At 44.6% G+C, this 15,990-nt stretch carries 22 protein-coding genes, 1 tRNA gene and 2 pseudogenes; 16 read left to right on the top strand and 9 right to left on the bottom strand.

The features are described 5' to 3' along the window. Positions 1-37: 37 nt before the first annotated feature. The 5 genes from QUE23_RS05185 to prfB form a co-directional block, all read right to left on the bottom strand. Positions 38-559 carry a hypothetical protein gene (locus tag QUE23_RS05185; RefSeq protein ID WP_286348046.1) on the bottom strand — a complete coding sequence of 174 codons (522 nt, stop codon included), beginning with the start codon at positions 557-559 and terminating at the stop codon, positions 38-40. 34 nt (positions 560-593) lie between these two features. Next, entirely contained in the window at positions 594-1,277 is a 684-nt protein-coding gene (locus QUE23_RS05180) for an outer membrane beta-barrel protein (RefSeq protein ID WP_286348045.1), read from the bottom strand. A 57-nt stretch (positions 1,278-1,334) separates the two neighbouring features. Further along, entirely contained in the window at positions 1,335-2,600 is a 1,266-nt protein-coding gene (locus QUE23_RS05175; RefSeq protein ID WP_286349420.1) for a peptidase U32 family protein, read from the bottom strand. Further along, positions 2,597-3,334 (bottom strand): protein phosphatase CheZ, encoded by a 738-nt coding sequence (cheZ, locus tag QUE23_RS05170; RefSeq protein WP_286348044.1) that lies wholly within the window; start codon positions 3,332-3,334, stop codon positions 2,597-2,599. Before cheZ ends, QUE23_RS05175 begins: the two co-directional genes overlap by 4 nt. A gap of 191 nt (positions 3,335-3,525) precedes the next feature. After that, positions 3,526-4,620: a peptide chain release factor 2 gene (gene prfB, locus QUE23_RS05165; protein WP_286348043.1), complete on the bottom strand. Its 1,095-nt coding sequence runs from the start codon at positions 4,618-4,620 to the stop codon at positions 3,526-3,528. Between the two features lie 85 nt (positions 4,621-4,705). On the opposite strand from prfB, the gene gdhA reads away from it, so the two are divergent. Continuing rightward, positions 4,706-6,052, top strand: a complete 1,347-nt coding sequence (gdhA, locus tag QUE23_RS05160) for an NADP-specific glutamate dehydrogenase (protein WP_286348042.1) — start codon at positions 4,706-4,708, stop codon at positions 6,050-6,052. A gap of 24 nt (positions 6,053-6,076) precedes the next feature. On the opposite strand, the gene QUE23_RS05155 is transcribed toward gdhA, so the two are convergent. Then, positions 6,077-6,153 (bottom strand) — tRNA-Arg (locus QUE23_RS05155). A 100-nt stretch (positions 6,154-6,253) separates the two neighbouring features. Here QUE23_RS05155 and rpsU point away from each other — a divergent pair. The 12 genes and pseudogenes from rpsU (at position 6,254) to QUE23_RS09970 (ending at position 12,847) form a co-directional block, all read left to right on the top strand. Continuing rightward, positions 6,254-6,466: a 30S ribosomal protein S21 gene (gene rpsU / locus QUE23_RS05150; protein WP_053825483.1), complete on the top strand. Its 213-nt coding sequence runs from the start codon at positions 6,254-6,256 to the stop codon at positions 6,464-6,466. 9 nt (positions 6,467-6,475) lie between these two features. After that, positions 6,476-7,234 carry a 3-oxoacyl-ACP reductase FabG gene (gene fabG, locus QUE23_RS05145; protein ID WP_286348041.1) on the top strand — a complete coding sequence of 253 codons (759 nt, stop codon included), beginning with the start codon at positions 6,476-6,478 and terminating at the stop codon, positions 7,232-7,234. 190 nt (positions 7,235-7,424) lie between these two features. Continuing rightward, positions 7,425-7,661 carry an acyl carrier protein gene (gene acpP, locus QUE23_RS05140; protein ID WP_015106458.1) on the top strand — a complete coding sequence of 79 codons (237 nt, stop codon included), beginning with the start codon at positions 7,425-7,427 and terminating at the stop codon, positions 7,659-7,661. Between the two features lie 59 nt (positions 7,662-7,720). After that, entirely contained in the window at positions 7,721-8,935 is a 1,215-nt protein-coding gene (locus tag QUE23_RS05135) for a beta-ketoacyl-ACP synthase II (protein WP_286349419.1), read from the top strand. Positions 8,936-8,948: 13 nt separating this feature from the next. Further along, positions 8,949-9,872, top strand: a complete 924-nt coding sequence (gene accA / locus QUE23_RS05130) for an acetyl-CoA carboxylase carboxyl transferase subunit alpha (protein ID WP_286348040.1) — start codon at positions 8,949-8,951, stop codon at positions 9,870-9,872. Positions 9,873-9,891: 19 nt separating this feature from the next. Continuing rightward, positions 9,892-10,014 carry a hypothetical protein gene (locus QUE23_RS05125; RefSeq protein ID WP_286348039.1) on the top strand — a complete coding sequence of 41 codons (123 nt, stop codon included), beginning with the start codon at positions 9,892-9,894 and terminating at the stop codon, positions 10,012-10,014. A gap of 103 nt (positions 10,015-10,117) precedes the next feature. Continuing rightward, positions 10,118-10,452: pseudogene (tnpA, locus tag QUE23_RS05120) on the top strand (IS200/IS605 family transposase); the annotation flags it as partial. 6 nt (positions 10,453-10,458) lie between these two features. Then, positions 10,459-10,620, top strand: coding sequence for a hypothetical protein (locus QUE23_RS10185; RefSeq protein WP_434801972.1), 162 nt, complete (start codon positions 10,459-10,461; stop codon positions 10,618-10,620). A gap of 390 nt (positions 10,621-11,010) precedes the next feature. Continuing rightward, positions 11,011-11,208 carry a transposase gene (locus tag QUE23_RS09980; protein ID WP_286349220.1) on the top strand — a complete coding sequence of 66 codons (198 nt, stop codon included), beginning with the start codon at positions 11,011-11,013 and terminating at the stop codon, positions 11,206-11,208. 14 nt (positions 11,209-11,222) lie between these two features. Next, complete coding sequence (locus QUE23_RS09975) at positions 11,223-11,465, top strand: zinc ribbon domain-containing protein (RefSeq protein ID WP_353622215.1); 243 nt, start codon at positions 11,223-11,225, stop codon at positions 11,463-11,465. Between the two features lie 662 nt (positions 11,466-12,127). After that, the gene (locus QUE23_RS05110) at positions 12,128-12,583 is read left to right on the top strand and encodes a hypothetical protein (RefSeq protein ID WP_286348038.1); all 456 of its coding nucleotides are present in this window, start codon (positions 12,128-12,130) and stop codon (positions 12,581-12,583) included. Positions 12,584-12,715: 132 nt separating this feature from the next. Continuing rightward, complete coding sequence (locus tag QUE23_RS09970; RefSeq protein WP_353622214.1) at positions 12,716-12,847, top strand: DNA methyltransferase; 132 nt, start codon at positions 12,716-12,718, stop codon at positions 12,845-12,847. Here QUE23_RS09970 and QUE23_RS05105 read toward each other — a convergent pair. Then, positions 12,844-13,020 (bottom strand): hypothetical protein, encoded by a 177-nt coding sequence (locus tag QUE23_RS05105; RefSeq protein ID WP_286348037.1) that lies wholly within the window; start codon positions 13,018-13,020, stop codon positions 12,844-12,846. The two genes, QUE23_RS09970 and QUE23_RS05105, sit on opposite strands and share 4 nt — an antisense overlap. A 651-nt stretch (positions 13,021-13,671) precedes the next feature. Here QUE23_RS05105 and QUE23_RS05100 point away from each other — a divergent pair. From QUE23_RS05100 to QUE23_RS05090, 3 genes are all read left to right on the top strand, one after another. Next, on the top strand, positions 13,672-13,923 hold the full coding sequence (locus QUE23_RS05100) for a hypothetical protein (protein WP_286348036.1): 252 nt from the start codon (positions 13,672-13,674) through the stop codon (positions 13,921-13,923). Next, positions 13,916-14,179, top strand: a complete 264-nt coding sequence (locus QUE23_RS05095; RefSeq protein ID WP_434801970.1) for a ribbon-helix-helix domain-containing protein — start codon at positions 13,916-13,918, stop codon at positions 14,177-14,179. The genes QUE23_RS05100 and QUE23_RS05095 overlap by 8 nt, the downstream gene beginning before the upstream one ends. 164 nt (positions 14,180-14,343) lie before the next feature. Next, positions 14,344-14,826, top strand: coding sequence for a hypothetical protein (locus QUE23_RS05090; protein WP_286348035.1), 483 nt, complete (start codon positions 14,344-14,346; stop codon positions 14,824-14,826). Between the two features lie 2 nt (positions 14,827-14,828). On the opposite strand, the gene QUE23_RS05085 is transcribed toward QUE23_RS05090, so the two are convergent. Continuing rightward, positions 14,829-15,038, bottom strand: coding sequence for a hypothetical protein (locus tag QUE23_RS05085; RefSeq protein WP_286348034.1), 210 nt, complete (start codon positions 15,036-15,038; stop codon positions 14,829-14,831). Beyond that, positions 15,031-15,602 (bottom strand): annotated as a pseudogene (locus QUE23_RS05080) (P-loop NTPase family protein). The gene QUE23_RS05085 and the pseudogene QUE23_RS05080 overlap by 8 nt, the downstream one beginning before the upstream one ends. Between the last annotated feature and the right edge of the window lie 388 nt (positions 15,603-15,990).

The following is a 15,990-nucleotide window of genomic DNA, read 5'->3' as shown; positions in this document are numbered from 1 at the left end:
TTTATGGGCGACATCGCTGATTTGCGTGTTGTAACTCTCAAGAGTGTTGATCGCATTTTGCAAAATTTGTAAATCTTGACTGTTGGGTTGGCCATCGGTGGTCTCTTGATACTTGTTGATCGACTCGCTGTATTGGTTGAGGGCGTTTTGGTATCATTGATGCGCTCTTGGTTGTTGTCCCCATACTCTGCCACGATTTTTTGCAAATAGGCGAGGTATTGTTCCACGCTTTTTGAATCGCAGCGGGGGTTTGGTTGTCTGTGTTGAGGGCGTTGAGCTTGGCAAGTAGGGTGGTGGCTTGGGGGGAAGTGGGGGTCAAGTTGGCTAATTGCCCGGCGATGATCTTTAGGGTGTTGATGGTTTGGGTTTGGTTGGCTTTAATTTTGGCGATGGCTTCTTGATAGGCTTTGAGCTTGGTTTGGTATGCTTGTTGTTTCACGGCGTTGATGGGGGGGTCGTAAAAGTATTCGTGCGCGATGCTGCCCCCACCCACATCCATGCCAAAGGACACAAAAGGCCCGTCTAAATAGGACGCAAAGGGGTGGGCACTTAAGCCCACAAAGCATAGAAAAAAGAGCCAAATTCTCAGCACGCTAAAACAGATGGGTGAAGTTTAAAAAGAGTTCGGAACTCTTGTAGTTGTTGACAATTTCAAACATGCTAAACTGCTGGTTGCCCGCGGGCAACTTGATGTACTTTGTTTCGTTGGCAATAGGCACGTGTACTCCTAGACTGATTTTGATGCGGTTAAAGCGCATATGCAGGCCAAAAACCGCATCGATGTTGGCGTTGTTGCGGATATAGGGGGTGTTGTTGTTGAAGTATAAAGTCCAAATGTTAGCCACCGCCAAAAGCCCACCAAACATCCCAAAAGTCCGGATTTTAGCGTGTTTGCTCTTTGTTTTGACAATCTTGCTGTAAAAGTTAAGCAATAAATTCGCCCCCACCCCCACTTGGTAGCGGTCGATGTTGTTGGCCTTGCTCGTGGTTTTTGCCCACTGGTCCATGTATAAATAGCGGTAAGAGAAATAGCCGTAATAGCCCACTCCGATGAGGGGCGTGAAGTAGTTTTGTTCGCCAAGCTTGCCTTGCATGCCCAAAAACACGGAGTTGGTGGAAAAATTGTGGGTGGTGTTTAAAATGCGATCGGTAACCAAACGCCCCTCCCCCACCCCCATCCCTAATGAAAAAAACGCCCCATTTAAAAGGTGGGCGGTGGGGTGTGCGCTTAAAGGGGCTAGCATCAACAACGACAAAAAAGCCCTTTTAGCCCGCATCAAGCTCCCCTTTCAAAAAACAACACAATCGGCTAAAATTGCCTTATGTTAAAGGTCTTAAGCCACCCTCGTGCGTAAAAATGTGCGGGCGGGCAGTTTGGCGGGTAATTTTACAGGGTTGGTGTTGCCGCTGTGGATGCTCTCCAACTCTTGCCCGTTTTCTAGCGCAATTTTATACAGACAAAGGTAGTCCTTGCCCTCAAAACTATAAAGCTTGCCTAGCTCATTTGTCATAGGCTCTAAGCGCGCTCCATAGGGCAACACCACCTCATAGGGCTCGTTTGGGCGGGTGGTGAATTTGCATAAGAAATGCAAGCCATCTTCTAGCACCTCCCCGCTCACTTGAAACTCCCCCTCGCTGATCGCCGTCTTAAAATTCTGCGTGTCTAGGCGTTGGTGGGGGCGTTTGATCAAATACCCTTCTGTAAAGCCCCGGTTTTTGAGTGTGGCGAGCTCAGCTTGGTAAAGGGCGGGGCGGTGTTGGTTGTTGTGGTAGTCGTCTATGGCGGTGCGGTAAGTCTTGGTGGTGATGGCAGCGTAGTAGCTAGACTTTGTGCGCCCCTCGATTTTAAAGGCATCGATCGCCCTAGTGTCTAAAATCGTGGCGATGTGGTTGGCTAAGTTCAAATCTTTGGCGTTTAAAATGTGCGTACCCACACCCTCTTCCTCTTCAAGGCGCATGAAAACGCCCGTGTCGGGGTTTTTGATGTAATGTTCGTAGTCAAAACGGCAATCGTTGGCACAACTCCCCCGATTAGGCACGCGCCCGTGTTGCAGAGCAGAGATCAAACAGCGCCCCGAAAAGGCAAAGCACATGCTCCCGTGCACGAAAATTTCAATCTCCAGCTCGGGCAGGTGTTTTTTGATCTCTACAGCATCGCTGAGGCTCATCTCCCTAGCCGCCACTATGCGCTTCACGCCCATTTCGTGATAAACTTCAGCGTCTAAAACATTCATCACATTGGCTTGGGTGGATAGGTGGATGGGGATATGGGGGGTGAGTTTTTGCGCCAGCTTCAACACCCCCGGGGTGGCGATGATGAGCGCGTCCACCCTACAATCGGCAAGCCTTAAGAGCTGCTCTTCTAAGAGCTTGATTTGGGAGTTAAAGGGGAATCCGTTTAAGGTGGCGTAAAATTTCTTGCCTTTGCTGTGGGTGTAAGCCACTCCCTCTTTAAAACCCTCTAGATCAAAGGCTTTAGATGCGCGGTTTCTTAAAGAAAACTGCCCTAAGCCGGCATAGACCGCATCCGCGCCATAGTCTAAAGCGATTTTAAGCTTGGTTAAGTTGCCCGCAGGGGCTAATAATTCTGCCAAAACTATTTTTTACCAAAGGCGGCGATCAAAGCCTCAATGTCGCTTTCACTCGCCGCATTTTCGTTGTCATCCCCGATGATGTAGGAGGCGGAGCTCACCCGCTTGGAGTCTTCAATATTGCCCTCAAAGAGAGAGTTCATGTACTGCGTTAAAGCCCGCATGACATTGATGACCCGCTCGATTTTTTGGCGGTGGATGTCTTGAAATTGCATGATGTCCATCGCCTGCATGGAGCTGTCCGAACAGCCTTCGGCTTTTTCTTGTATGGAGTTTATGCCTTGTAAAATCTCGTTTGTCTCGTCTAAGGAAGTTTGGAAAGTTTGGATAAGGGGGAAGTTCTCGGCTAAAACCTCAAAAATCTCTAGGTGCTTTTGCAAGGGGGTTTTAATTGTCTTTAAAACATTTAAAATCCCATCTGCGCTCATGTTGATGTAGTCAAGTTGGTCGAAAACTTGAGTCGCCTTGACCTCCGAATCGCGTGTGACATCGTCTAGCTGGTGCACAACTTTGTGCTCTTCAGTGGGGGGTGGGGGGGGCCACTCCTCAGAGTCGACCTTGCCATATTTTTCGGCAGTTTTTTTATCCACTTTGTAACGGCTTCCTGCCTCTTGGTCTTTTCCGTCCCCATTGCCCTCTTTCTCCACTTCTTCTTCTGCTTTTTCGGGCTTTTCTAGCTCTTCAAGGGCAGCCACTTCCAAACCGCCCCCGCTCATCAAGGCATCTAGTTCTTCTTGGGTCATCTATTCTCCTTAGATAGTCCGCCGATTATAGTTTATTTTACTTTGTAGATTGCTTTAAGGGGTTTTGGGGGGGCAACCCACATCGGCTTTCAAGTTGCAAACGGCTTAAGTGCTTTAGCGGTGCTAGCGGGGTCTAGTAAACCACTAGAGAGCAACACGGACAAAGTGAGTCTACAAAATCCAAATCAGGCTTAAGGCATTTGCGCCTTATGTACGAGGACATCTTGCATGATTTGGTCTAAATCCCCGTCTAAAATCGCCTCCACTTGGCTGTAGGCGATCTCACTTCGTGCGTCTTTGATTTGCTGGTAGGGGGCTAGGACATAGTTTCTAATTTGGTGTCCCCAGCCGATTTCGCTCTTTTCCTCTTGACTATTTTGTTCTTGCTGTTTGCGTAGCTCCAGCTCGTAGAGTTTGGATTTGAGCATTTTTAGCGCCATGGCTTTGTTCTTGTGCTGGCTACGGTCGTTTTGGCATTGCACCACAATCCCCGTGGCGTAGTGGGTGAGCCGCACCGCCGACTCGGTCTTGTTGACATGCTGTCCGCCCGCCCCACTGGCGCGGTAGGTGTCCACCTTGTAGTCCTTTTCCTCTAGTGCAATGTTGATTTCATCGTCTATTTCAGGGCTCACCTGCACGCTGGCAAAGCTCGTGTGCCGCTTGCCATTGGCGTTAAAGGGGGACATGCGCACCAAACGGTGGATGCCATTTTCATTTTTCATGTAGCCATAGACATTGACCCCCTTAATGCTAAAGGCTGCCCCCTTAATGCCCGCTTCTTCGCCCTCTTGATAATCTAGCAGCTCCACCTTAAACCCCCTTCTTTCCGCCCAACGCAAATACATGCGATAGAGCATGCTCGCCCAGTCTTGACTCTCTGTGCCCCCCGCCCCCGGCTGGATGCTCACCAACGCGTCCAGACTGTCGTTGGGATCGCTTAGCATCACCTCAACCTCCATACGTTGGATACACGCCGCTAATTTAGGGGCTTCTTTAAAAAGTTGCTCTAAGGAGGTCGTGTCCTCTTGACTGAGTTCAAACAACTCAAGGGCTTCTTCTAGGGCATCTTTGGTTTTGCGATAGGCGGACAACAGCCGTTCTACATGCATTTTTTCTTTATTCTTATGCGTGGCTAGAGCTTTATCTTGCCAAAAGTTGGGGTGCGCTTGCTCTTGAGTTAAGCTGTCTAATTGCGCTTGCAAGTCTTGGGGTTTGATGATTTGGGCGATGTTATGGCATTTACCCTGTAAGTCCTTGAGCAGTTCACTGTATTCGTAAGCGTCCATTGTGTTTCCATAGGTTAGTTATGAGCGGGTATTATACAACGGGTATTTAGCTTTGTAAAGTTTACTTTTGAAGGGAGTTCTTAATATGTATGCGGATCGGATTTTAAAACATGTGGAGAATGCCTACCCCCAGCAAGTGGAGTTTAGACAAGCGGTCGCCGAAATGCTGCACGCTTTAAATCCTTTGCTCAGAAAAGAACCTAAGTATGAAAAATACGCCATTTTAGAACGCTTAGTGGAGCCAGATAGGCAGGTTTTTTTCAAGGTCGTGTGGGCGGATGACAAGGGCAAGGTGCAAGTCAATCGGGGATGGCGGATTCAATTCAACAACGCCCTAGGTCCTTACAAAGGGGGCTTAAGGTTTCATCCCAGTGCCAATGCCAGCATCATCAAGTTTTTGGGGTTCGAGCAAATTTTTAAAAATGCGCTCACCACACTAAATATTGGTGGGGCAAAGGGGGGGAGCGACTTTGACCCCAAGGGCAAGAGTGAGGCGGAAATCATGCGCTTTTGTCAGGCGTATATGGACGAATTGCACCGCTATATTGGGGCGTTAAAAGACGTACCGGCAGGCGATATTGGTGTGGGGACTAAAGAAATTGGCTATCTCTTTGGGCGCTACAAAAAGCTTGTAGATGGCTTTGAGGGCGCGCTCACGGGCAAAAATTTAGACTGGGGGGGCAGCCTAGTGCGTAAAGAGGCTACGGGTTATGGGGCCGTGTACTTTGCCCAAGAGATGCTAGAGGCGCGCAAAGAGGGGCTAGAGGGCAAGGTATGTTCTGTTTCTGGTAGCGGCAATGTGGCGATCTACACCATTGAAAAATTATGGCAAGTGGGGGCGATCCCTGTAACAGCCAGTGACTCTAAAGGCATGATCTACGACAAAGAGGGGATCAATTTAGAGCTCTTGAAAGAAATCAAAGAGGTGCGTCAGGGGCGCATTGAAGACTATGCCAAGAATAAAAAAAGTGCCATCTACACCCCCACGAAGGACTACAAAGCCGGCACAAATGGGGTGTGGAGCGTGCCTTGTTTTGCGGCGTTTCCAAGCGCCACGCAAAACGAGCTTAGCGAGCTGGACGCTAAAACCTTGCTGCAAAATGGCTGTAAGTGCGTGGCTGAGGGGGCCAACATGCCCTCAACTGCTGAAGCAGTGCAAGCCTTTTTAAAGGCAAAAATTTGCTACGGGCCTAGCAAGGCTGCAAATGCGGGCGGCGTGGCTGTGAGTGGCTTAGAAATGGCGCAGAATGCGAGTCTGCACACTTGGAGTTTTGAGGTGGTGGATCAAAAACTACACACCATCATGCAAGACATTTTCACCAACAGCTCCCAAACTGCTGCCGAGTTTAAAGACCCTACAAACTTAGTTTTAGGCGCAAACATTGCTGGTTTTAGGAAAGTCGCTCAAGCGATGATCGAACAAGGATATTAAGTTGAAAGGGGGATTTTTAGGAGGTGGTGTGCTCAGAGGGATTCAAACCCCCGACCTACAGGACCGCAACCTGTTGCTCTATTCAGCTGAGCTATGAGCACCCAAAAAGCTTTATTATAGCAGAGTTTTCGTGATTTTAGGTTAAATTTACAAAAATTTGTTAATATGTGCGGATATTTACACAAGAAAGTAGGTGATGGCATGCCCGGGATCAAAGTGCGCGAGACAGATAGTTTTGACGAGGCTTATCGGCGTTTTAAAAAACAGACAGATCGCAATTTAGTGGTGACTGAGTGCCGTGCAAGGCGCTTTTTTGAGTCTAAAACCGAAAAACGCAAGAAACAAAAAATCAACGCCAAAAAGAAAATCCTCAAACGCTTGTATATGCTTAGACGCTACGAGTCCAAGCTATAAGGTTTTTCAATGGAGTTTAGCGGACAAAATGTCTTGATCACAGGGGCGACTCGGGGGATCGGACGCGCCATTGCGCTGTTGTTGGCTAACTACAGCCACAAAGAGGGGGGGCGTTTAAAGGTGTGGATCAACTACCGCTCCAACCCCGAAAGTGCCGACAGCTTGAAAGCTGAGATCGAGGGCATGGGCGGCAAGGCGGCGTTGGTGAAGTTTGATGTCACCGATGAAAAGGCCTTCGTTGAGGGGATTGGCACGATCGTGGATGCCGATGGAGGTTTAAGCTATTTGGTCAACAACGCGGGCATTGTGTTAGACAAACTCGCTTTGCGTATGAAAACCGAAGAATTCATGCAGGTTTTAGACACCAATCTTAAATCTGTCTTCATCGGGTGCAGAGAAGCCTTAAAGGTAATGGGCAAGCAACGCTTTGGCAGCGTGGTGAACATTTCCTCTGTGATCGCCGAAAGGGGCAATATGGGGCAAGCCAACTACGCCGCCAGCAAGGGGGGTGTTTTGTCTATGACCAAGTCCTTTGCCTACGAGGGGGCACTGCGCGGCATTCGCTTTAACGCCATCACCCCCGGTTTCATCGACACGGACATGACGCACTTAGAGGAGAGTGTGAAAGAGGCGTATTTAAAAAATATTCCCCTAGCTAGACTAGGCCAGCCTAAAGAGGTCGCCGGGGCCGTGGCGTTTTTGTTAAGCGATTTAGCCAGTTACACCACGGGCGAGGTTTTGAAGGTCAATGGCGGCTTGTATATGTAGGGCGCAAGTTCAATAGAGGAGAGAAGATGCATTTTTTGGTGATTGTTTTGTTGTTGGCGATTGTTTACTTTTTGTACCGCATTGCCGACATTTTGGAGCGCAAGTAGGCTTTTGTTTTAGGGTTCTTAAAGCGTTTTGCAGCTAGAATCTCGGGATTGTTCTTAAAATTTTAAATAAACTAGGAGACTTTATGGCTTTATTTGAAGATGTACAGGCGGTGATTGTGGAGCAGTTGAATGTGAGTGCATCGCAGGTGACCGAAGAGGCGGATTTCATTAAGGATTTAAACGCCGATTCGCTTGATGTGGTGGAGCTCATCATGGCTCTTGAGGAAAAATTCGGGATCGAGATCCCCGATGAGCAAGCTGAAAAGATCAAAACCGTGGGTGATGCGCTCCGCTTCATTCAAGACAATAAACTCGCTTAATCCTTGATCCTTGTAGGTGAGGAGTTCTTTTGCATAGGGTTGTGGTAACGGGCATGGGGATGGTCAATGCCCTAGGACTGAACAAAAAAGATGCTTTTAGTGCCATTGTTAAGGGCAAGTGCGGGGTGAAAGAGATCACCAGCTTTGACACCACCGGCTTTCCCGTGCGAATCGCTGCAGAGATCACCGACTTTGACCCTGCTTTGGTGATGAATTTAAAGGATGTTAAAAAAGCCGGGCGTTTTATCCAGCTCGCCCTTTTAGCGGCTAAAGAGGCGATTTTAGAAAGCCAAATTTTGCAAGAGGGCAAATGCCCGCCCGAGTGGGCGGAGCGCATGGGCATTAGCTCGGCTTCAGGCATCGGGGGGCTTGGCAACATTGAGGCCAACTCCATTTATTGCTTTGATAAGGGCCCACGCAAGGTGAACCCCTTCTTCATCACTTCAGCTTTGGTGAACATGATCGGAGGCTTTGTGTCGATTGAATACGGCATTAAAGGTCCCAATCTCTCCAGCGTTACGGCCTGTGCCGCCGGCACGCACGCGATCATCGAGGCCTACAAGACGATCGTTTTGGAGGGGGCAGATCGCATGCTGGTCGTGGGTGCAGAATCCACGATTTGCCCCGTGGGTATCGGGGGCTTTGCGTCCATCCGCGCACTTTCTAACCGCAATGATGAACCTTTAAAAGCGTCTAGACCCTTTGATAAAGAGCGTAACGGCTTTGTGATGGGCGAGGGGGCGGGGGCTTTAGTCTTAGAGGAATATGAGAGTGCAAAAAGCCGAGGTGCGCCCATTTATGCCGAACTTGTGGGCTATGGCGAAAGTGGAGATGCCAGCCACATCACCGCACCCGCTCCCAATGGCGAGGGGGCTTACCGCGCCATGAAACAAGCCTTAAATATGGCCAGCAAGGTGGGGGCAAAAGTGGACTATATCAATGCGCATGGCACGAGTACGGGCTACAACGACCTTTACGAAACTATTGCCCTAAAGAATGTCTTTGGCGGTAAGGACAATGTCCCTCCCGTGAGTTCTACTAAAGGGCAGATCGGGCATTGTTTGGGTGCAGCGGGGGCGATTGAGGCGGTGGTGTCTATCATGGCAATGCAAGAGGGCACACTGCCCCCCACAATCAACCAAGAAACTCCTGACCCTAATTGCGATTTAGACTACATCCCCAACGAGGCAAGGCAAGCCAAGTTGGAGGCGGTGATGAGCAATTCCTTTGGGTTTGGCGGGACCAACGGCGTGGTGATCTTCAAAGCCTTGTAGTTTAGAGATTGCAGTGGCTGTCTATTTAGATTTTGAGAACCGCATTAGGGGGTTGCAAGAGGACATCGAAATGGCGGTCATTCGAGGGGATTTGGATGCAAAAGAGATTTTGGAAAAACGCCTAGCTAAGGAAACCAATGCCGTTTACTCCAATCTCACCGACCACCAACGCCTGCAGCTTGCCCGCCACCCCGACCGCCCCTATGCGATGGACTACATTGAGCTGATTTTAACCGACAAGTACGAACTCTTTGGCGACCGCCACTTTAAGGACGATAAAGCCATTGTGTGCTTTGTGGGCAAGATTGAGGGCATGCCGGTTGTGGTGATCGCTGAAGAAAAGGGGCGGGGGACCAAAAATAAAATCATGCGCAATTTTGGCATGCCAAACCCAGAAGGGTACCGCAAGGCCCTAAAGAGTGCTAAGTTTGCCGAAAAATTTAACTTACCGCTTCTAATGCTCGTGGACACGGCGGGGGCTTACCCCGGGCTTGGAGCAGAAGAGCGGGGACAGAGCGAGGCGATCGCCAAAAATTTGCAAGAGTTTGCCGCCTTGAAAGTCCCCACTATTTCCATCATCATCGGCGAGGGGGGCAGTGGGGGGGCGTTAGCCATTGCGGTGGCAGATAAGTTGGCCATGCTAGAATATGCGGTTTTTAGCGTGATTTCGCCCGAGGGCTGTGCGGCGATTTTGTGGAACGATCCGAGCAAAATTGAAGTCGCGGTCAAGGCCATGAAAATCACCCCCTTTGATCTCAAAAAGGCCAATTTGATAGACGACATCATTTTAGAGCCTGAAAGGGGCGCGCACCGCGACAAACTCCAAGCCAGCCAATCCATTAAAGACTACTTCTTGCAACAACTTCCCCTCATCCAACAGAGCGACTTTTTAACCCTACGCTACCAAAAACTCATGTCCTTTGGGGCGTTTGCTTAAAACCCCTAGAGAGGGCATGGTGGGTAAAGTTGTTTTAGATAACCGCTTTTGGCTCATGTGGCTCGCCTCTGTTGTGGCGGCGTTCTTCTCTATAGAGGTGCATGCGGGCGGGTATTTGGATCGTTACCACGCATGCTCTTGAGAGCATAACAAAAGACAATCATCTTAAAGTGTCAGCTAAGATAATTCTGTATAAATCATATCATTAATTCTATATAAATCATACACTGCATGCAAACTATCAAATACAAGAATACAAGAGCAACAACAATCTTGTCTATACTTGCAAATACCATGCTGTGTGGTGTCCTAAATACAAGAGAAAAGTTCTTGTAAATCAGGTAGAGATAAGATTGAAACAAATTGTTTTAGAAGTGGCACAAGAATTAGAGGTGGAGATTTTAGAAATGGAAACAGATAAGGACCATAGAAACTCCGCTGCGCTCATTTTGGAGTGATGAAGTTTATTAGAACAGCTAAAGGCAGAAGCAGTCGGCTTTTAAGGCAAGTTTTGTGCATTTGAGAACAAGACTACCCACACCATGGACAAACTCTTGTTTGATTTCTTCTATAGGGGGGTGCGCCTTTGAAAACAAGTGGAAAGACGATGTTAATCGCCTACAAGCAGAAACTCTACCATGCAAGCAAGCACAAGCACATCAGCAAGCTTCTACGCTTTTATGGCATTTGCTACAACCATGGTATGGCTTGGCATAAGAGATATGAAGGCTCTACAAGAAACACTTAAATCTCTACACTCTGCAAAGCACATCACCAAACTCAATGAAAACAACACACTTTGCTTTTTTAAACTTTGGGTTCTCAAACCTTGCAGGAGTTAGTAGAGAGGATAGACAAGGCTTATCAAAGATTTTTTTAAAAACAAGGCAGACCTCCTAGATTTAACTTGTGCCTGGTGTGTGGAGAAAAACGCCAAGCGTTTTCCCCTAAACCTGCAGGCACTAACAGCGTGGGGCTTGCTGGGTTAAAAACATTTCTCACCTGCTCTCATGGCGCACAAATCCCCTTACCTTTATTTTTCTCTAAATATTTGCCTTTGATGAAATCTTGTTCTAAATCTCTAAAAAGAAAAGAGGCTCAGAATCACCGCTTGAAAGCTAGATGAAGGCTTGCTAGATTGCACAGAAAAATCAAAAACCTGAGAACAGACTTTTTCTACAAGCTTGCCAATAGTCTAGCCAGACAATACGCCACTATTTTCATTGAAGACTTGAACTTGAAGGGTATGGTTAAACTTTGGGGGTGCGCAAGCCGAAGGGTTGCGCGTCTAATGCCAAACTGCGAGGACTGTTATAATGCAAGGGCTATCCTCTAGAGAGAAAAACCCAAGTGGTTATAGGTCTCATCAAAAGCGTTGCTTTTGTTCCCAGCTCTAAAACTTGTTCTAGCTGTGGAGCACTTAAAGAGGATTTGAGCCTAAAAGATAGAGAGCGGGCCTATGGTGCCCGCCAAAATTATCTCTCTTGTGGCTTTTCTTTGGATAGAGACTTCAATGTAAGCATTGATGTTCATAGAGAGCGGGCTTGCTCTTGGAGTCAAGGCTGTAAAACATGCCTAGTGGGCAAACCTTGATGATTCCACACTCCCCCTAGCTTTAGCTAGGGGGAGTGTGTCAAACATATAAGACAATCCTGGAGTATTTTAAACTCAACATAAACTAACCAAACACAAAGGCAAAAAGTAGATTTACTCCGCCACTTTAGCAGTGGGCATCTTGTATTCTATGCACTCACACATATGACCCAACCACTGTAGCTAATCCACTTTTTATGTGTGGCAATAGCGGTAAAAACAGCGGTAAAATTTTAAACACACGCTAGGCAAAACCACACCTCACACTTAACAAAACTAAAAGAATATCAACTTAACATAAGTCTATCACTCTATAATGTCTTCAAGCCCCCACATCATTTGAGTGGCAAATTTACGCAATAATCCCACACGGGGTACGGCTTAACGCCTTTATCGGGTGGAATTTGCTCTGTGAGACTAAGAGAAAATTTTGTTGCTAAGTATAAAAGGTTTAATCAAAAAGTTTTAAGCCCTGCGGCACTTGAGTAGCAACAATGCAAACAAGTTTCATAAGCGCGCCTTAAATTGGATATTATAATAATAACCTTACTACTCTTAATTTGAAGACTCTTTGAGAGTTTTAAGTTTTTGTAAGAGTTGATAGGTCAGCCTTGCAGTTGCAGTCTGAGAAATTGCAAACCAAAACAACAAAGGCGAACCCAATGGATGGCAGTTTACAAAACGAAACCTTAGGACCATTTGAAAACCATGAGCAACAATGTGAAGATCTTAATGGCTATAAGTTACAGATGAATCAAATCTATCATGTGGATTGTTTATTGGGTATGCAATACATAGAAAGTCAATCAATTCCATTTATCTTAACGGATATTCCTTATGCCGCTGTAAATCGTAAAAGTCATGGGTTACGTAATCTTGATAAACAACATGCTGATCAGACGACATTTGATTTGCACTTGTTTACAAAAGAGCTTTACCGCATTAATTCGAATAGTTTAGTGATTTTTTGTGGTAAAGAACAATTTAGTAATATCTATAACTTTTTTGCTTCCAAAAAAAGGGACAACAAGACCCATTGTTTGGGAGAAGTCGAATCCATGTCCTATGAATGGTCAATTTGTGTATTTAAGTGGAGTAGAAATGGCTATTTGGTTTAAAAAGCGAGGGGCTAGAACTTTCAATGCCCATTGTAAAAATACAGTTTTCAAATATCCTAATGGCAGTACGAAATTTCACCCAACAGAAAAAATCATCAACTATTAGTCGATTTAATCTTAGACAATAGTAACGTGGGTGATTTGATTTTTGACCCTTGTTGTGGGAGTGGAGCACATTTATTGGTTGCAAAATCACTAAAACGGAAGTACCTAGGATTTGATGCGAATGAAGAATGTGTACAGATTGCCAAAAGCGTATTCTAAGCGCAACATCCTAGATAGATTTTAATTTCTTTTGTTTGTTTTTGGAGATTTTCAATAGTTCCAAAAAAACAAGCAGTATCCTTAACTAAACTCGAAACTTTAATAGGTAGAAAGGCTGAGCCATGTGTATCGCCCAAATTAGTTTTATCGTTAAGTTTGACTTTTTTAGACATGCATCTAGATTCTTATGGAGATATTCTAATAATTTTTCTTTTGTGATTAACAAGATATGGTCTGGATCTTTATCAAGGCTTAATTTTTCATTATAAAAAAGAACAATCAATGCATCTAGGTAATTTTCTTGGAAGTGTTTGCCAACTTTATTTTATTGTTTTGGTATGTGCAATCTCGAAATTTTCAAAAATATCTGCGCTAACACGATCTTTTTTGCTGTTTCCATCTTAAATAAGCTGACACAAAATCTAGTCTTAGATCTCCCCACCGTTTAAAGTCTTGCGAATATTGGACATCTATACGTATATGGTTAATTTCCGTGATTAAATCTACGGCATGAATATCTTTTGTGTTATTTTTGATGGCTACAATGCCCAATTTTTCTAGAATTTTTACACCAAGGTTCTCAGTATAAAGAGCATCGCTCTCTCTGTAATTAGGCACGGACCACTCTCATTTTGTGCTTCTTTTGATCATAAATTATAACATGTTAATTTGCTCTTGTTGTTCTTTCTTGGATTTATCTTGATCTTGATCTATCTTGATTTTGCAGTAGCTCTTAAACCGCTTTTTCTCTAGGTTATATTTACAACTCCCTACTAAAGACCATTGAAACCATCCAAGAGTTACAAGTTTTAAAAGTGCCCTTAATGGTGCTCGTCACCGATTATCAAAGCCTAGAAGAGCAAGAACAAACAAGTTCTACCTTACAATCTAACTTCACAGATTTAAACTTTTTCTTTTTTAAACACTCTAAGATTATAGAAAACTCTATGCGTAAGGGATTGAGCTTTAAAGAGTTGTCTTTGCAAACCCCACTCTCTAGAATCCAATACAAGACTTTCATGACAGAATACCAACGCCTTTTAGACACTTTAACAAAAGGAGTAAACAATGAATGAAAACAAAAACACCCCCAAATCTATCCAAGATGCTTTGAAAAACACCCACAACCCCCAAGCAAACACTTTCAGTGCTAAAGACAAAGCCAAACCAGGTAGAAAACCTTTGCCCGCTCATTTAAAACAAAACCACATCGTTACCTTTTACTTATCCCAAGAGGAATACAACACCCTAAAAGCTCTAGCTGACAAGGAGGCTGATAGTGTGGGCTTCTTTGTCAAACGCTATGTGTTAAAGAATTTGGTGAGGGGGTGAAAGTAATCCAAAGTTTTATTGAAGAAAAAGTACTCCATGGGCGACGCTCGCAAGAACTCTTCTGGCAAAAGTATTTAGATTCTTACAATGGGAGTTTGCAAGCACACTTGGATAATTTACATGAAATTTTGTGTTGAAATAAAACTTGGATACTCTTGCCAGTTATGAAAGACAACATAAACATAGAAGTCTATTACGCACAAGTGCAAGCTTTTAAAAGCGATGTGAGAAATCTCATATCTTTAGAGCGGCTTATATCCTATGGAAATGACATTGCCAAACACAACGCTAGTTTAGAGTTCAATGCTAGACTCACTCCAAAGATCGCCCAGGCAGAGATTTATCTAAGAAACATTGTGGATTTTTGCATGCAGTTAGTGGTTGGTAGTCCAGCTTGGATTGTAGATGCGCCTTACCTAAGCAGAGAGATAGAGAAGATCAACAAGCGTGTGAGCCGGGACAGACTCATTCGAGAGCATGTGGCTTATATACAAAGGACCGATGTAAAAGCCTACAATTCTTACTTGTTATCCAATTTGACACTAGGGTCTATTGTGGTCATCATCAAACAGAACCATTTGCAAAATCTGATTTTAGAAAGCATAGGTTGGACTTTAGAGATTTCTGCCATCTCAATAAAAAAATAGATTTAAAACTGCCTAACTATCATAAAGTCAATGGTGTTGTATTCCTCTTGGGATAAGTAAAAGGTAACGATGTGGTTTTGTTTTAAATGAGCGGGCAAAGGTTTTCTACCTGGTTTGGCTTTGTCTTTAGCACTGAAAGTGTTTGCTTGGGGGTTGTGGGTGTTTTTCAAAGCATCTTGGATAGATTTGGGGGTGTTTTTGTTTTCATTCATTGTTTACTCCTTTTGTTAAAGTGTCTAAAAGGCGTTGGTATTCTGTCATGAAAGTCTTGTATTGGATTCTAGAGAGTGGGGTTTGCAAAGACAACTCTTTAAAGCTCAATCCCTTACGCATAGAGTTTTCTATAATCTTAGAGTGTTTAAAAAAGAAAAAGTTTAAATCTGTGAAGTTAGATTGTAAGGTAGAACTTGTTTGTTCTTGCTCTTCTAGGCTTTGATAATCGGTGACGAGCACCATTAAGGGCACTTTTAAAACTTGTAACTCTTGGATGGTTTCAATGGTCTTTAGTAGGGAGTTGTAAAGGGAGTGCAGGGGATGAGGATGGCTTGACTGGCTTTAGCAATCTCTAAAACCCCACTTTGGATAAAGCCTCCAAAGTCATAGACACAATTGTTGATTAAAGAAAGGCGGGTGCTGATTTTAGCTTTATCAGGGTAAATGCTCTCAATGATGGAAGAGTCGTTGCTTTGCAAGAACAAATCTAAATCTTTAGCAATGGAGAAACTAAAGGCGGTCTTACCCACCCCACCTTTTTTGTTGATAATGGAGAAAATCATGAGAACCTTTGTTTTTGGTTTTTGGTTTGTTTTTGGTGTTAGCGGTTGATGGGCATAGAATGGGCGTAGACATACCACTGACATCGCTGACACCACTGACTAGATTAGTGTAAAGTGCGAAGTCTTGAATTAGCATGATATTCAATTAGAATAATATTTAATCCATTAAAAAATGTTTAAGATTTTGATTAATCAAATGATTTTTATTTATAATTGTGTTAAATATAAATAAACAATATTATAAGTTGTGTTAAATATCAATAAACAATATTGCATATTATGATAAATTCAAATAAACAATATTTAAAATAGTATTAAATATATTGAGTATTATTTGAAATTGGATTTAATATATCTTAAATTGTTTAGATGGGTGGCGTGAAGGTGA

The organism is Helicobacter felistomachi (assembly GCF_030296895.1).
Taxonomy (GTDB): domain Bacteria; phylum Campylobacterota; class Campylobacteria; order Campylobacterales; family Helicobacteraceae; genus Helicobacter; species Helicobacter felistomachi.
Note: the sequence above shows the minus strand (reverse complement) of the source record. Positions and strands in the feature narration are given on the sequence as shown.

Bases quoted from the DNA above. Each gene is read 5' to 3' on its own strand.
- QUE23_RS05180 (WP_286348045.1), bottom strand. From the start codon at position 1,277: ATGCGGGCTAAAAGGGCTTTTTTGTCGTTGTTGATGCTAGCCCCTTTA.
- cheZ (WP_286348044.1), bottom strand. From the start codon at position 3,334: ATGACCCAAGAAGAACTAGATGCCTTGATGAGCGGGGGCGGTTTGGAA.
- prfB (WP_286348043.1), bottom strand. From the start codon at position 4,620: ATGGACGCTTACGAATACAGTGAACTGCTCAAGGACTTACAGGGTAAA.
- gdhA (WP_286348042.1), top strand. From the start codon at position 4,706: ATGTATGCGGATCGGATTTTAAAACATGTGGAGAATGCCTACCCCCAG.
- rpsU (WP_053825483.1), top strand. From the start codon at position 6,254: ATGCCCGGGATCAAAGTGCGCGAGACAGATAGTTTTGACGAGGCTTAT.
- fabG (WP_286348041.1), top strand. From the start codon at position 6,476: ATGGAGTTTAGCGGACAAAATGTCTTGATCACAGGGGCGACTCGGGGG.
- acpP (WP_015106458.1), top strand. From the start codon at position 7,425: ATGGCTTTATTTGAAGATGTACAGGCGGTGATTGTGGAGCAGTTGAAT.
- QUE23_RS05135 (WP_286349419.1), top strand. From the start codon at position 7,721: ATGGTCAATGCCCTAGGACTGAACAAAAAAGATGCTTTTAGTGCCATT.
- QUE23_RS05110 (WP_286348038.1), top strand. From the start codon at position 12,128: ATGGATGGCAGTTTACAAAACGAAACCTTAGGACCATTTGAAAACCAT.
- QUE23_RS05105 (WP_286348037.1), bottom strand. From the start codon at position 13,020: ATGTCTAAAAAAGTCAAACTTAACGATAAAACTAATTTGGGCGATACA.
- QUE23_RS05100 (WP_286348036.1), top strand. From the start codon at position 13,672: ATGGTGCTCGTCACCGATTATCAAAGCCTAGAAGAGCAAGAACAAACA.
- QUE23_RS05095 (WP_434801970.1), top strand. From the start codon at position 13,916: ATGAATGAAAACAAAAACACCCCCAAATCTATCCAAGATGCTTTGAAA.
- QUE23_RS05090 (WP_286348035.1), top strand. From the start codon at position 14,344: ATGAAAGACAACATAAACATAGAAGTCTATTACGCACAAGTGCAAGCT.
- QUE23_RS05085 (WP_286348034.1), bottom strand. From the start codon at position 15,038: ATGAATGAAAACAAAAACACCCCCAAATCTATCCAAGATGCTTTGAAA.